The following is a 14,998-nucleotide window of genomic DNA, read 5'->3' as shown; positions in this document are numbered from 1 at the left end:
ATTTTAAGTTTGGCTTAAAATAGCGGTCTGAGATTGAATATTGGAATTTTTATGAAAAATTTTCTGATTATTGCGTTTTTACAAGTACTGATGTATACTATACTCCATTGTTTTTTAGAGTACCTATGAAGAATAAAGTAAAATGATAATTTGACGATATAGTTTTGGCAAGAATATATAAAATATTTCATAATAAGTAGCTATAAGATGATTTTACAGTTTGAAATAAACTTTAAATTTATTAGTGTACGTGATAGTCTTATTACTGATCTTTTTTACATATTTATTTTTTGGTGAATTTTTGATTCTTTCACTAGTAAATATTTTTTACTCATTAATTAAATCATCGCATAGATTTATGGTACAAAAAAAGCCTCTGTATAGGTAGGCACTTTTTTAGTGTCTACTGTATAGGGTCAATTTTAAAGATATAGGTACTTTTTATTGTTAATGTGTAATTATGAAAAATGTATCTAATTCGGTGGAAATAAGATTAAATTAGTATGATATAATTTTATTGGATTATTAAAATGAATAGTGTGGTGAACGTATGTGTTGGGATAAATTAAAAATTGTGTTTTTATCAGAACTAGTTAGCAGTGATGGTGGATCAATAAATTGTGAGATTGCTTCTTATATTTTAAAACATATTGATGAAGTTAAGAATTATAACATAAGTGAGCTGGCGAAAAAATGTCATGTAGCTAATAGTTCAATCAGTAGGTTTTGCAGAGAAGTTGGATTAAATGATTTTATGGAACTTAAAGAATTAATTACTACAACATCATTTCAATTTGATATATATTCAAATCATCCCAATACTAATGTACGCTCGTTAGATTTTATTAAAAGGGTTAAGGACAGCTTGGATTTAGCTTCAGAGTCTTTGAATTATGAAGTACTTAATCGTTTATCAGTAGATATTTACAATTATGAAAAAATAGCAATTTTTGGTTTGCTGAAAGCAGAAACGGTAGCAATGAATTTACAGAGTGATTTACTTCTACTAGGAAGAGGTGCTTTTGTTTTTACATTAGTCTAACTTTATGAGGGGGCCTATGAGATGTTAAGGATAAAATATTAACTGTATGTTTTTGATTATATCATCTATTATAATGAAAATAGTAGTAATAGCTGTAAACAAAAAAATTTAAATATGATAAAGGTAATTAAGCAATGATAAAAATTAATTATTTAAATGCAATTAAGGAAAAATTGGCAAAGGAAAAGGTATTTACAGCTGCGGTTATTTTAGCGGCTACATCTTCTTTAGTAGTAAAACCTAAGCTTGATTATATAAATTTTAAAGTGCTTGTTTTGCTATTTAATTTAATGATAGTAGTTGCAGCATTTGAAAAACTAAGAGTTATGGACAAAATAGCAGTAGAGATTTTAACTAGGTGTAAAAATACAAGAGTGGTCTCTTTGGTTTTTATAGTTGTAACATTTTTTTTATCAATGGTTGTGACTAATGATGTGGCACTTTTAACCTTTATTCCCCTTGCTATTCTCACACTAAAAAGTACTAGAATAGATCCAATGAAGACAATTATAATCCAAACTCTTGCGGCTAATATAGGAAGCAGTCTTACCCCCATGGGAAATCCTCAAAATTTATTTTTATTTACCCATTATAAACTCAGTGGTATAGAGTTTTTTTCTGTAACCATACCATTTGTTTTTTAGGATTTTTATGGCTTTTAATTTTGAATGGGAGGACTCCAAGAAAGAGAATAAAAATTTCCACTCAAAAAGTGTATATTGAAGATAAAAAAAGAATGTATATTTACTTGATTTTATTTTTAATCATAACAGATTCAGTATTTAACCTTATAAATTATATATATACTTTTGCAGCAATGCTAGTTCTTGTTCTAATTTTGCACAGGCATCTTATAAAAGAAGTAGATTATTTTTTATTAGCTACGTTTGTAGGATTCTTTGTGTTTATTGGAAATATATCAAATATTGAACTTGTACAGGCACAACTTAGAATTTTTCTTAAAATACCGCATATGCCATATATATCTTCTATAGTCCTCAGTCAGGTTATTAGTAATGTTCCTTGTTCTATACTTGTTTCATGCTTCACTAATAACTGGAAGGAGGTACTTTTAGGGGTGAATGTTGGTGGAATGGGAACTATAATTGCATCTCTTGCAAGTCTTATCTAATATAAAATATATAGTAATGAAAATTGTGATAGGAGCGGTGAATATATAAAAAAATTTCATATATATAATATTATAAGTTTGATTTTATTTAGTTTAATAATGTATATACAGATTTAATTCTTATGTAAAATTAATATAATGTTTCTGTTTATGTGTCTTAAAGGTACTGTTATAAATAATAACGGTACCTTTTTTGTAGTAAGGGAGTTTTAATTTTACAAATGAGCAAAGTATAGAGATTACAACAGCTTAAAATTGTAAACCAATGCTAAAACATAGGTTGACAATTTCAAGCTATTGGGATATTATTCTATATAAATAAAACATAAGGAATTATTTTAAGGATGGGGGTGTAGTCATAGAAGATAATACATATAAAAAAACTTTTTCGTTAAAATATAACTGGAAAACTAATAATACACCTGTAATGCTTCTTATAAAAGCAATGCAAAAGCTTTCAGGTAGTATGTGGAATGGATATTTTATTGTAAAACATGAGGTAGAGATCAAAAATATTAATAATATTGATGTAGGTGAAGAAATTAAATTTGAAGCTTGTATAGAAAAATCCAGTAAACATAAATTTATGTCTTATGTGATATGTGATTGCAAGGTAATGCATGATGGGGACAAAATAGCACAATTAAAAACAACTTTGGTTAAAAAAGAAAAGTATAAGAATGTAAAAAATAAGCCTATAAGTTTTAAGAATATGAAATTCTTTAGGGTTGTAACACGTGAAGAGGTAGAAAAGTTTTGCAAAATAACAGGCGATTACAATTACATACATAGAGGGGAAAAAGCAGTTGTACAAGCTATGCTTATGTTGCTTTTATTAGAAGATTATTTGGCTTTTAAAAAAGTGTATATGAGAAATTGTGTTATAAGGTATATCAGACCTGTTATAGTAGAAAGTAAAATATTTTTGTGCTGGAAAAATCCTATGGAATTAGTGGGAGCTACAAAGGATGGAATATGTTTTGAATTAAAATTTAAGAAATAGATTGGAGAAAGATTAAATTGAAAAATAAATTAACATTAAGAGATATTACTTATTCTGCTTTATTGACTGCAATAATATGTGTACTTGGATATATTATTATTCCCATTCCATTTAGTCCTGTTGCAATAACTGGGCAGTCTCTTGCAGTTATGCTTGCAGGCTGCTTATTAACGCCACTTCAAGCAGGGATTAGCATGATTAGCTTTTTATTTCTCGGATGTGTTGGCATTCCTGTATTTTCAGGAGGAAGAGCGGGAATTGGAATTTTGGTTGGACAATCTGGTGGCTACTATATTGGATATCTTATTGGGGCTGTTTTGATAAGTATTTTAGCAAGAAAAAGTGATTCGTTTTTATGGAGACTTGCAGCCTGCTTTATAGGAGGAATAGTTATAGTTCATTTTTTAGGTGCAGCATGGCTTGGATTTGTTACAAACGTTGGAATAAAGAAATCTTTTATTTTTGGTTCACTTCCATTTATACCAGGAGATTTATTGAAAGCGGTAATTGCTGTAGCTATATCATCAAAGATTAATAAGGGGTTGAGGAGAAATTAATAAGGTTTATATAGTAGGTGGACTTAGAACACCAATAGGGAAAACTAATGGATGTTTAAGAAATTTTTTACCTGAAAGATTAGCAGCTTTTTTAATTCGTAAACTCATACATAAATATAGGTTTAATAAAAATTCAATAGATGAAGTTATTCTTGGAAATGCTGTTGGGACAGGTGGCAATCTTGCGAGACTGAGCTTACTTGAGGCAGGTTTGGATTTTAATACAGTTGGCACAACTATAGATTTTCAGTGTGGCTCAGGACTTAAAGCTATAAATTTGGCAGGGAACTTAATAAGATCAGGTCAGAGGAATATTATAGTGGCAGGTGGAGCAGAAAGTACAAGTCTTATGCCTAACAAGCAGTACAATAAGAGAGATTTTAGATATAAAGGAGAAAATGTATTTTACAAAAGAGCACAATTTTCACCATATTCGATTGGTGATCCGGATATGATAGAAGGAGCGGAAAATACAGCAAAGCATTGTAATATTGTAAGAAAGGATATGGATATATGGTCTTTTCAAAGTCATGTTAAGGCTCTAAAAGCAAGGAGTGAAAATAAACTTCAAAATATTATATGCAGTATTGGGATTGATGAAAAAGTTATTAAAGAAGATGAAAATATAAGGAAAAGACCTTCATTAAAGCTTATGGAAAGGGCTGTTCCAATTTTGAAACATTGTGGTACCATAACTGCTGGAAATGCCTGTAGTACTAATGATGGTGCAGCACTTATAGTTATGGCATCAAAAGAAGCTGTACAGAAATATAATTTACACCCGGAAGCCTTGTGGGTCGGTGGAGAAAGTGCAGGTGTTGATCCAAATCTGTTTCCACTTGGTGCTGTTGCTGCTTCAAAAAAGCTATTAAAATTATATGATTTTAAAATTGATGATATGGATTTTGTAGAGATAAACGAAGCTTTTGCTGTAAAAGTATTGGCATTTTCAAAGTATTTTAATTACTCTAAGGATAGGTTGAATGTATTTGGTGGAGCTTTAGCTTATGGACATCCTTATGGGGCATCAGGGTGTATTATAATGTTACATCTTATGGAGGCTTTGAAAGACAAAAATAAAAAAAGGGGAATGGCTACATTGGGAGTTGCAGGTGGTCTTGGAGAAGCAGCCATAATAGAAAGGTGTGATTAGTTTACATGCTAATTTTATCAGGAGTATTCCACAGTGCAGAAAGAAATCCAGAAAAAATTTGTATGACTTTTAATGAAAAAAATATTACATATGGAGAACTTATAAAAAGCATAAATGAAAGGGCAGCATTCTTGACTCAAAAGTATGAACTAGGAAGTAAAATAATAATAAAAAATGAAGATCCTATAAATGCTATAATTAATTTTTTAGCATGCTGCCGAGGAGGATTAATTTCAATTCCAGTGTATGCTAAGGTAAGCTCCTCAAAACTAGAAAAAATAAAATTAAAGGTTAAACAAAGTTCTATTTTAGATAACAGTTTTTCCTTCAAAGAATGTAATAAAAAGGACTTAAAGCTGCCGCATATTGATGACACATGTATATTTCTTGGAGCTCTAAGCTCAGGGACTACAGGGCATAATAAAATCATATGGAGAGATCATACAAGCTGGGCAAGTGCTTTTGAATATCAGAGCAAAATATTTAATATAAGTTCTGAGGATATACTTTTTATTGTAGGCTCGCTTTCTTATACTGGAAATCTTAATAGTGTAATACATATTTTAAATGAAGGTGGAAGTATAGTATTTTCTAAAAGTATTTACCCAGATAGATGGGTAGAAGAAATGAAGAAAAACAATGTTACAAGTATATTTATGGTACCTGCACGCTATAGGATATTATTAAAAAAGCTTAAGGGGGAGTTAACAGGAATAAAATCTGTATTGAGTGCGGGAGATAAACTTGACTTTAAGACAGTAAATTTATTGAAAAAAAGATTTCCTAATGCTAGTATTTGTGAATATTATGGTGCAAGTGAACTTGGTCATGTAACATATATAAATTTTAGAGAAAACAATTCTGTAGATAGTGTTGGAAAAGCATTTCCACAAGTAAAGCTTTGGATAGAAGATGATGAGGTATGGGTAAAAAGCCCATATTTAGCACCAGATTTTAGACCTATGGCTTCTGTTAAGGATATGGGTAGAATTGATGAGGATGGTAATTTATATATTTTAGGAAGAAAAAATAATACCATAAATAAAGGTGGGGTTAAAATACTTCCATATGATATAGAGAAAATACTTAATTCACATCCTGATATATTGGAATCTGTGGTATATGGTGAAAAGCATCCGATAAAAGGTGAAGAAATATCTGCCTTAGTTGTACCCAAAACTGATAAGCTTACGGTAGAGGATATTCGAAGATATTGTAAAAACAATCTTGAATTATATATGCAGCCAAGAAAAATAAAAATAGTTAAGGATTTAAAATTGAATTCCAGTGGTAAAATTGATAGAAAATCTATAAATAATATTTAGTTATAGTATGTCAGGGCAGCCTTCTACAGGTTACGGTCAATAACAGAACTGGTGATACTATAAGTATGACAGATGGAGACATTAAAATGGTCACTACATTTATAAAAATTTAGGAATATAATTATTACGAAAAGCCTAATGAATATGATACTCAAAGAGAAATAGAAAAGAAAGAATTTTAAAGACAGGAACAATTTCACAGCAATATATATAAACAAATATCTGAAGTTAACACTATGATATTCTTCTATAAAATAATAAAAATAGTTATAATTTTTTCGTCGACCTTAGATAATATAAAAACACGATGGCCGACGAATTTTTTTATTTTAGGTAATGCTTATAATATATTCATAATCACATAAACACCAAGAAAATTTTTAATATGCTATTGTACCATAAAATTATTAAAAGGTATCTTCTTATTTATCTTAAAATCTCATTCATTAATTTGATATTATATATAATTTTTATTTTCAATTATTGCATCAGCTATTTGATTTAATGTAAATTGTTGTATATAAAGTGAAAAAAATATATAATTTATAATATATATTAGATAAAAGAGGAATGATACATATGGAAGAAAGAGTAAAAAATGTAGCGGTAGATGATTGTTATTCGCCACAATCTATTATAAATATATACAACAATTCTTTGAACGTTATGGTAGAAAGAAAACAATTAATACTTCAAGGAATGTATAAAGTGGCTGCTAAAAGTAAGTTATACAATAAATCATATTATGATAGAATATCAGATGAAAATACTGGATATGAAATATGTTTAGTTGTAAATGAATCATTGAGAGGAAAATTAAAAGACGGCTTTGTTTATAAATTTAAAGGCTATCTAAATAGGAGGGTAACAAAAGACGGTCATATACAGATCAATTATTATGTAATTAAAGTATTATCCCAAGAAGGAAAACTAATTACAGAAAAGCAGTATAAGGCTTTTAACATACAAGAACAGAAGGATAATATTGGATATAAAGAGATGGATAAATATATCAAAGATAAGCTTTATATTGAAGAAAAAGTTAGAATTGCAGTTATAATTGGTAACAATTCAATAATAAACGAAGATATAAAGAAGTGTATGGGAGAGAGTAAAGAGATTTATGATATTAGTCCAGTTAGGATAAATTTATCGGATAAAAATGAAATAATAAGCAAATTAGAAGAACTTGACAAAGAAGAATATAACGTTATATGTATATCAAGAGGCGGAGGAAGTGGATTAGAAATATTTGATGATCCTGATATTGCAGAAGCTATTATAAAAATGAAAACTAGGTTTATATCAGCAATTGGTCATGTTGAGGATAAACCATTCGTTCAAAAAATTGCTGATAAAAAATGTGATACGCCATCTTCTTTGGGTATATATTTAAGGGACATAAACAAAGAAGTAGTAGAAAAGAAGACTAAGGAAATTGAAAATGAAAATAAAGCAAATGAGGATAGAGAAAGATATAAATATGAAATTTCAGAATTAAATATAAAAAATGATAAATTACAAAACAAAATCTATGATATGCAAACGAAACACTCTATTGATATAGAAAATCTAAGAAATGAAGTTGAAATAAAATATAAAAAACAAATGTACATATACATAATTGCTGCACTTATTATTGGTTTTATGATATCGAGAATTATAAAATAAAATATTTCACTTAAAGCAGCTATAAAAAATTTTATGGCTGCTTTTTATCTTTTGGAGCTAATTGTATGAAAATTACAAAAGATTAATTAATTTTAGTAAACTACTAATGAATATTACAAGTAAAAAACATAAAATTGCCGCATATATAACAAATTCTATTTTAATTCCTTCTTTGACTTTCATGAAGTATCACCTCTTGTTACTAATTATTAACATTTAATGAAATAATATTACAAATAGTAGTATAATATATAATAAAATAATATATTATTGGGGGAATAATAAATGAAAAGAAAGTTTTATACTGAAACATGGTTTATGTGGCTTATGCTATTTCTTTTTGCACCATTAGGGATTATTTTATTGGTTAAATATCATAAGGGTAGTGAACTTAAAAAGTCTTTAATTTCACTTGTATTTATTTTTATATTTTTTATAGAAATCGGAATATATACAGGCGTTGGGGCTAGTAGTAACAAGAAAGTCACTTCACGCTTGCCTAAGGAAACTACAGAAAAAGTTACTTATAAAAAATTGAGTGCATCAGATAGAGATCTTTTAAAAATGAAATATAGTGATTTCAATGATGATGAAAAAACTCAATTTTCAAAAATAGAAGAAGAGTATGGAGAGTTGTCATCTAAAGATCAAGCAAGTATATCTGATGATTATCGAAGATTGGAAAATGAAAAAGAAGATGCAGAGACAACTAAAAGTCAAAATAATAATACTCAAAATTCTCCAACAAATCAACCAGCTCAACAGCCAGCACAGCAGCAACAAAATTCTACAGCTTCGCAACCACAACAAAATACACAGCAAAATCAACAACAAAATGCACAACCAGCAAGTAAAGCAGTTCAACAACCTTCACAGGATCAAAATCAAAGTCAAACCGTATATATAACGAAAACTGGTAAAAAATATCATAGGGCTGGATGTAGATATTTAAGTAGAAGTCAAATACCCATAAGTCTTAAAGATGCACAGTCAGAAGGATATACTCCTTGTGAAATATGTAATCCATAGAAAACCAAGTTTAATAAAGCAATAGTATTATTAATATGTATTTATAAGAACTACATAATTTTAAGTTTACTGTGATAAAAACGAAAAAAAGATGTATAAGAATAGTAGAGACATTTTAGTCTTTGCTATTCTTTTTTATTAGCAACAATTTTTTAGGTCAATTAGGACTAACAAACTGTATGTGAGTACAATTCTGTACTTATATGCAGTTTTTTTATATTTAAAATTAAAAATTTGAAAGGTGGAAGATTTTTATGGAATTATCTAAGAAACAAACATTTGAGGTCAAAAACACTCTTAAAATAGGGCATATGAGGTGTTCATTCGAAGATAAAAGGATGTGTAATCAATGGATGCCGCTTTACAGAAGCAATAATAAAACTAGTAGTGAATTAAAAGAAATTCAGAAGGTTATTAATGAAATAATGGACAAATATAATACCTTTGAAAAAGTTCTTCATGAATGTGAGGCTTATCATGGAGTAGAAATTAATTATATGTTTGGTGGATTAAATTATAATGCAGATTTATTTTTAGTGCATGGTAACTTTAATTACTGGGTAAGGCTGATACCACAAAAGGGTGAATACAACTTATATATTTCCGTCTATGATAAAGAGACAGGAAGTGATAAACAATGAAAGTATTAAATCATTTGAATGATAATCAACTCAGAGCTGTTACATCTGATTCAAAAACAATTCTGTGTCTGGCAGGAGCAGGAAGTGGAAAAACCACTGTCCTTACCAATAGAATTTCTTATTTAAATGAAACTCAAAGAGTAGGCGGCAGCAGTATATTGTGTGTTACTTTTACTAGAAATGCAGCTAAGGAAATGAAGGATAGAATAAAGCTCCTTATGGGTGAAGAAGAAGGCGGAAAGGTATTCTGTAATACATTTCACGCCTTTTGTATTTCTATACTAAAGGAATGGGGATTTAAGACTGGATATAATAAGGAATTCAGTATCTACGATCAAGACGATAAGGAAGATATTATTAAAAATATTTTAGTGGATCTTTGTATATGCCACAGTAAAGAAGCAATAAGTACAAGAGATATACTTAATTCATTGGAATGTATAGAACATCAAGAGTATAGGGCAGAAAAATATCCAGCACTAAAAAATTATATATTAGCTGCTGGAGAATACAGACACAGACTTAAGAAGAATTCAGCTGTAGACTTAGATATGCTTTTAAACGATGCTGTAAAACTGTTGGAGAAGTGTTCTGAAGTTAAAGAATATTATCATAAGAAGTATGAATATATCTTTTGTGATGAATTTCAAGATTGTGATGATATTCAAGTTAAACTTCTTAAAATAATTAATCCTAGAAATTTATTTGTTGTAGGAGATCCGGATCAGTGTATTTATGAGTGGAGAAAAGCTAAACCTAAATATATTGTGAACTTTGAGAGTTATTTTTCAAATTGTGATGTGATAAAACTTGAGGATAATTATAGATCTACTAAAGAAATAATAAATGCAGCTAATAAATTAATTTTCAATAATGATGATAGAGTTGATAAGAAGCTTATAGCACATAAAGAAGGAGAAAATATAGAAGTACTTACTTTAAAAAATACCGGGGAAGAGGCAGAATTTATAGCTCATACTATTGGTAACTATAATAGAAATTCAAAAGATTTTGCTGTACTTTCGAGGACAAATAAACAGCTTAACATAATAGCACAGAAACTTAGAGAGGGTGGTATTTCATATCAAATTATAAATAATAGCCAAGATATATTTAAAAAGCATGACATAAGGAAGATATTTAATTTTATCACTGCTGCTGTAAACACTAAAGATGATAGAGCAGTGAAAAGAGCTGTTAATTTTCCAAAATCTATTTTAAATGCAGCTCAAATATCAAAAGTTGAGCTTAGATGTTCAGAGATGGAATTAAGTTTCTTTGAAGGACTTCAAAAATTAAAGTTTAAAGCACAGGATAAAATTGATTTATTCCTGGATAGAGTATCGAAACTTGAAGAATTTATAATTAAAGAAAATAGTAATGCATATGATGTTTTTAAATATGTTGTAGAGCTATTAGATATACAGGAATTATATAGAACTGAAAACAGGGACAGTAAAAGTGATGATATATATGCAGCCTTAGAAAAAATATCTCACTGGACTGATATCCAAGAAGAAATAAATCAAAGTGTTTCAATTTCAACATTTTTAAAGTGGTTAAAAACAAAGGATATTCAGGAACGACTTCTGGAGCAAAAGGATGCTGTTAGGATCATGACGGTTCATGCAGCAAAAGGGCTTGAATTTCCAATTGTATTTGTAGTTGGAATGAATGAAGGAACTTTTCCAAATAAACGAAGTGATATTGAAGAAGAGAGAAGACTTTTTTACGTTGCAATTACTAGGGCTAAAGAAAAACTCTATATAACAAGACCAAGTAAGATTGTTTATAGAAGTGGACTTGAAGTTGATACTGAGGAAAGCCGGTTTATAGAGGAAATGAATGCTTAATTTTTGTGATTATAGAATTAAACAATTGGTTATAGTATAATATATATAGAAGGTTTTATTGTGAAAGGAAGATATCATGGAAAATATTGATTATGATAGAGCAATTAAAAAAGCAGAAGGAAATGTTAAACATGAGGGAATGCATTTAACCGATTATGAAAGAAATTTAATAAAAAGGACATTAATCGGAGAAATTTCTAATGAAGAATTTTTAAGATTGGTTTATCAAGAAGCTATTAAATAATGGAGGGCTGGTTATGTACGATATTACTGGAGACAAAAAATATCGTTCACTGTATTATTTTAAAGACGTTGATGTTTTAAAAAATAAATTTAATATAAAAGATGAAATCCAGTTAGAAAAATTAGAACGTACAATAACAACTAAAAGACTTTCTGAACTTGAATTAAGACCAATAAAAGGTGATTTCGATTTTACACATTTAACTAAAATTCATAAATGTATATTTCAAGATATATATGATTGGGCAGGAGAAATACGGAATGAGGATATATTTAAAGGCGGCGAATTTGCACCATCTTATTTACTGAAAGAAGCTTTAGAAACTCAAATATTTATTCCATTAAAAAATGATAACTATTTAAAAAACATGGATATAAATGAATTATCTTTTAAATTAGCATATTATATGTCTGAACTTAATTTCGCTCATCCTTTTAGAGAAGGCAACGGAAGAACTCAAAGAGAATTTATTAGGTGTCTAGCGCTTTTTAATGGATATGATTTAAATTGGAATAAGATTGATTCGGATGCTTTATTAAAGGCTACAATTAATGCTACTAGAAGGTATAGATATGATGATTTGTCTAAAATTATTCAGTTAAGTATTTCTAGTTAATCTAACACTTAACAAAGATAAAATTAGGGAAATTAAAAAAAGTTTGTGATAAAAACAAAAAAATAGTGTATAAGAATAGTAGAGACATTTTGTCTTTGCTATTCTTTTTTATTGGCAACAATTATTTAGGTCTATTTTATATGACTAACAAACTGTGTATGAGTACAATTTTGTATTTGTATGCAGTTTTTTTATTTATAAAAATTAAGGAGGAGATGAAAATTGATTAATTTTCAGGAATTACGTAATCAGCTAAGAATGAACAGATGGAAAAATGCTATGATTTTATACTCTGTAGATTATTACAGTATAAAAACTATAATTGAGCAATTTAAAAATTATATAGAAATACCAGAATTAAATATATCATATTTAAATGATATAGATAATATGAAGCAGATTGTAAATGCCTGCGAAACACTTCCTTTCATGAGTAAAAGAAGATTGGTACTTCTAAAAAGTGATTTTTTAGAGCCTAGCAGCAAAGATAAAAATAATTTATTAAAAGATATTTCAAAATATATTTCTGATGTTCCAATTACAACAATCTTGATTTTGTATTCTTTTCAAAAAGATAAAAGAGAAAATGTTAGCAAAAATAAAAAATTATTAAAGCTTGAAAGGATAGGAGCTTCAGTTGTTGTAAGTCCAAAAAACAATTCATATGCAGTCAGAACTTTAGTACAGGATTTTTCAAGAAAATATAACTTGAAACTTAGTAAAGATGCAGAAAATTTTATAACCTCTAATTCAAGCAATAATTTAGATTTTCTGATTAATGACCTAAGTAAACTTAGATTTATGGATGAACTATCTATAGAAAATATTAAGAAAGTTTTTTCAAGTTTAAATGATCAGGATATATTTGATTTTACAGAAGCTATAAGTAATAAAGATAGACTAACTTCACTTGAAATACTTAATTCTCTTACTAGAAAAGGAGAGACACCTATAGGTATTTTATTTATGCTCATTAGGCAGTTCAAACTTCTATTTTATGCAAAAATTTCAATAGAAAAGAACGTTAACAGTGAAGAATTTGCCAAAAAGAATAAATTACATCCTTACTTTGGAAAAATAATTTATTCTCAATCTAAAAATTTTACATTAAATGAGCTTCAGAGTTATTTAAGTATCTGTATAAAAAGTGAAATTAAGTTTAAAACAACCGGAGCTTCAAAAGTGGATTTAGAAATGCTTTTAGCTTTGTTAATTTAAAATATCAATAATTTATGCAATATAGATAAAAAACAAAAGGTGAAAGGGGAAAATAATATGCTGTACAATGATTTCAGACCACAAAATTTTAATGACATGATAGGGCAGGACCATATTACAAAAATACTTAAAAATCAGATTAAATCGGGACAGGTTTCACATGCATATTTACTGTGTGGTACAAGAGGAACAGGCAAAACAACCAGTGCTAAGATAATCGCAAAAGCTGTTAATTGTCTTTCGCCAGTAGATGGTGAACCATGTGGAGAATGTGAAATGTGTAGAAAAATTCAGCAGGGAACATGCCCTGATATTATGGAACTTGATGCTGCTTCTAACAATGGTGTAGAAGATATTAGAGGAATAATAAGTTCACTAATGTATCCACCAGTTGAGGCAAAATATAAAGTCTATATATTAGATGAAGTTCACATGCTGTCTATGGGAGCTGTAAATGCTTTTCTTAAAACACTTGAAGAGCCGCCTAAAAATGTGATTTTTATTCTTGCAACTACCGATCCTCAAAAGCTTCCAGTAACTATATTGTCAAGATGTCAGAAATTCGATTTTAGAAGAATTAGGACAGATGATATATTTACTAGATTAAAGTATGTATCATCAAAGGCTCATATAAATATTGAGGGCAAGGGACTAAATTTAATTGCAAAGGTATCAGATGGTGCAATGAGGGATGCATTAAGCATACTAGAACAATCTATGTCTCTTGATACTGGAAATGGTGTTATCTATAAGGATTTACTAAATCTTTTAGGAATCAGTAATAACAATAATCTCTTCAGAATAACAGAAAATGTGCTAAAAGATAATAAAATTGAAGCATTAAATATTATTGCTTCACTGGATGAACAAGGTATAGATTTACTGCTTTTAACTAAAGATTTAATAAAGTTTTTAAGAAACCTACTTATGGTTAAAACTATGAAAGAAAATGCTTCAAAAGTTGTTCCTATGGCTGAAGAAGATATTGAAAAATTAAAAATTATAGGTAAAGATACCTCAAGTGAGAAAATAATATCATTAATTAAAGTACTTCAAAATTGCGAATTAAAAATGAAAACTTCAAGCCAAATAAGAGTAGTACTTGAATTAGGATTAATTGAGTATGGAAGCTATAATGCCAGCGGTTCAATTAATACTATGAGGTCAGATATAAAGCAGCTTGAAGATGAAATGAAAAAACTGATAAATAGGCTTAATTGCAATCAAAAGATAAATACTTCTGCAAGTGATATAAAGATTAAGATAAAAGAAAGTAAGGAAAATATAATTGCAGCATTAAAAGCTTCACCCAAAGTTAATATAAAGCAAATAGGAGAAGCTTTAGAAAAGACTAAATTAAAAGTTTCTGTATTTCCCAAAATTATAATAATATCAGAAAATAAAGAAGAAAAATTAATTTTAAACAATGGTATTGAATGTATAAGGAGAGGGTTTTCTAAATTCTTAAATCAGCCTGAAGAAAAGGTTGAGATTACAATTGTATAAATTAAGTC

15 protein-coding genes are annotated in these 14,998 nt (G+C 28.5%); all 15 read left to right on the top strand.

The window, feature by feature from the left end; translation table 11 throughout:
• The first annotated feature begins 550 nt into the window (after positions 1 to 550).
• The 15 genes from BEE63_RS20110 (at position 551) to dnaX (ending at position 14,990) form a co-directional block, all read left to right on the top strand.
• The gene (locus BEE63_RS20110; RefSeq protein WP_066023085.1) at positions 551 to 1,042 is read left to right on the top strand and encodes a MurR/RpiR family transcriptional regulator; all 492 of its coding nucleotides are present in this window, start codon (positions 551 to 553) and stop codon (positions 1,040 to 1,042) included.
• A 134-nt stretch (positions 1,043 to 1,176) separates the two neighbouring features.
• On the top strand, positions 1,177 to 1,686 hold the full coding sequence (locus tag BEE63_RS22210) for an SLC13 family permease (protein ID WP_242874887.1): 510 nt from the start codon (positions 1,177 to 1,179) through the stop codon (positions 1,684 to 1,686).
• A gap of 92 nt (positions 1,687 to 1,778) precedes the next feature.
• The gene (locus BEE63_RS22205) at positions 1,779 to 2,174 is read left to right on the top strand and encodes a hypothetical protein (RefSeq protein ID WP_242874885.1); all 396 of its coding nucleotides are present in this window, start codon (positions 1,779 to 1,781) and stop codon (positions 2,172 to 2,174) included.
• A gap of 427 nt (positions 2,175 to 2,601) precedes the next feature.
• On the top strand, positions 2,602 to 3,177 hold the full coding sequence (locus tag BEE63_RS20100) for a hypothetical protein (protein ID WP_066023084.1): 576 nt from the start codon (positions 2,602 to 2,604) through the stop codon (positions 3,175 to 3,177).
• Between the two features lie 17 nt (positions 3,178 to 3,194).
• Complete coding sequence (locus tag BEE63_RS20095; protein ID WP_066023083.1) at positions 3,195 to 3,734, top strand: biotin transporter BioY; 540 nt, start codon at positions 3,195 to 3,197, stop codon at positions 3,732 to 3,734.
• Entirely contained in the window at positions 3,730 to 4,887 is a 1,158-nt protein-coding gene (locus BEE63_RS20090; RefSeq protein ID WP_066023082.1) for a thiolase family protein, read from the top strand. The genes BEE63_RS20095 and BEE63_RS20090 overlap by 5 nt, the downstream gene beginning before the upstream one ends.
• Positions 4,888 to 4,892: 5 nt before the next feature.
• Positions 4,893 to 6,212, top strand: coding sequence for an AMP-binding protein (locus BEE63_RS20085; RefSeq protein ID WP_066023081.1), 1,320 nt, complete (start codon positions 4,893 to 4,895; stop codon positions 6,210 to 6,212).
• A 579-nt stretch (positions 6,213 to 6,791) separates the two neighbouring features.
• A complete protein-coding gene (locus tag BEE63_RS20080; RefSeq protein WP_066023080.1) occupies positions 6,792 to 7,883 on the top strand; it encodes an exodeoxyribonuclease VII large subunit in 1,092 nt (363 codons plus the stop codon).
• Between the two features lie 285 nt (positions 7,884 to 8,168).
• Positions 8,169 to 8,912 carry a hypothetical protein gene (locus BEE63_RS20075; protein ID WP_066023079.1) on the top strand — a complete coding sequence of 248 codons (744 nt, stop codon included), beginning with the start codon at positions 8,169 to 8,171 and terminating at the stop codon, positions 8,910 to 8,912.
• 254 nt (positions 8,913 to 9,166) lie between these two features.
• Positions 9,167 to 9,553, top strand: a complete 387-nt coding sequence (locus BEE63_RS20070; RefSeq protein WP_066023078.1) for a hypothetical protein — start codon at positions 9,167 to 9,169, stop codon at positions 9,551 to 9,553.
• Positions 9,550 to 11,406: an ATP-dependent helicase gene (locus BEE63_RS20065; RefSeq protein WP_066023077.1), complete on the top strand. Its 1,857-nt coding sequence runs from the start codon at positions 9,550 to 9,552 to the stop codon at positions 11,404 to 11,406. The genes BEE63_RS20070 and BEE63_RS20065 overlap by 4 nt, the downstream gene beginning before the upstream one ends.
• Before the next feature lie 76 nt (positions 11,407 to 11,482).
• Positions 11,483 to 11,650: a hypothetical protein gene (locus tag BEE63_RS21875; RefSeq protein WP_157797127.1), complete on the top strand. Its 168-nt coding sequence runs from the start codon at positions 11,483 to 11,485 to the stop codon at positions 11,648 to 11,650.
• A 13-nt stretch (positions 11,651 to 11,663) separates the two neighbouring features.
• Positions 11,664 to 12,266 (top strand): Fic/DOC family protein, encoded by a 603-nt coding sequence (locus BEE63_RS20060; RefSeq protein WP_066023076.1) that lies wholly within the window; start codon positions 11,664 to 11,666, stop codon positions 12,264 to 12,266.
• A gap of 222 nt (positions 12,267 to 12,488) precedes the next feature.
• Positions 12,489 to 13,484: a DNA polymerase III subunit delta gene (gene holA, locus BEE63_RS20055; protein WP_066023075.1), complete on the top strand. Its 996-nt coding sequence runs from the start codon at positions 12,489 to 12,491 to the stop codon at positions 13,482 to 13,484.
• 57 nt (positions 13,485 to 13,541) lie between these two features.
• On the top strand, positions 13,542 to 14,990 hold the full coding sequence (gene dnaX / locus BEE63_RS20050) for a DNA polymerase III subunit gamma/tau (RefSeq protein ID WP_066023074.1): 1,449 nt from the start codon (positions 13,542 to 13,544) through the stop codon (positions 14,988 to 14,990).
• Positions 14,991 to 14,998 lie beyond the last annotated feature (8 nt).

The organism is Clostridium pasteurianum (assembly GCF_001705235.1).
Lineage (GTDB): Bacteria > Bacillota > Clostridia > Clostridiales > Clostridiaceae > Clostridium_S > Clostridium_S pasteurianum_A.
The sequence above is the reverse complement of the archived record's forward strand: the minus strand, read 5'-3'. Positions and strand labels throughout refer to the sequence as shown.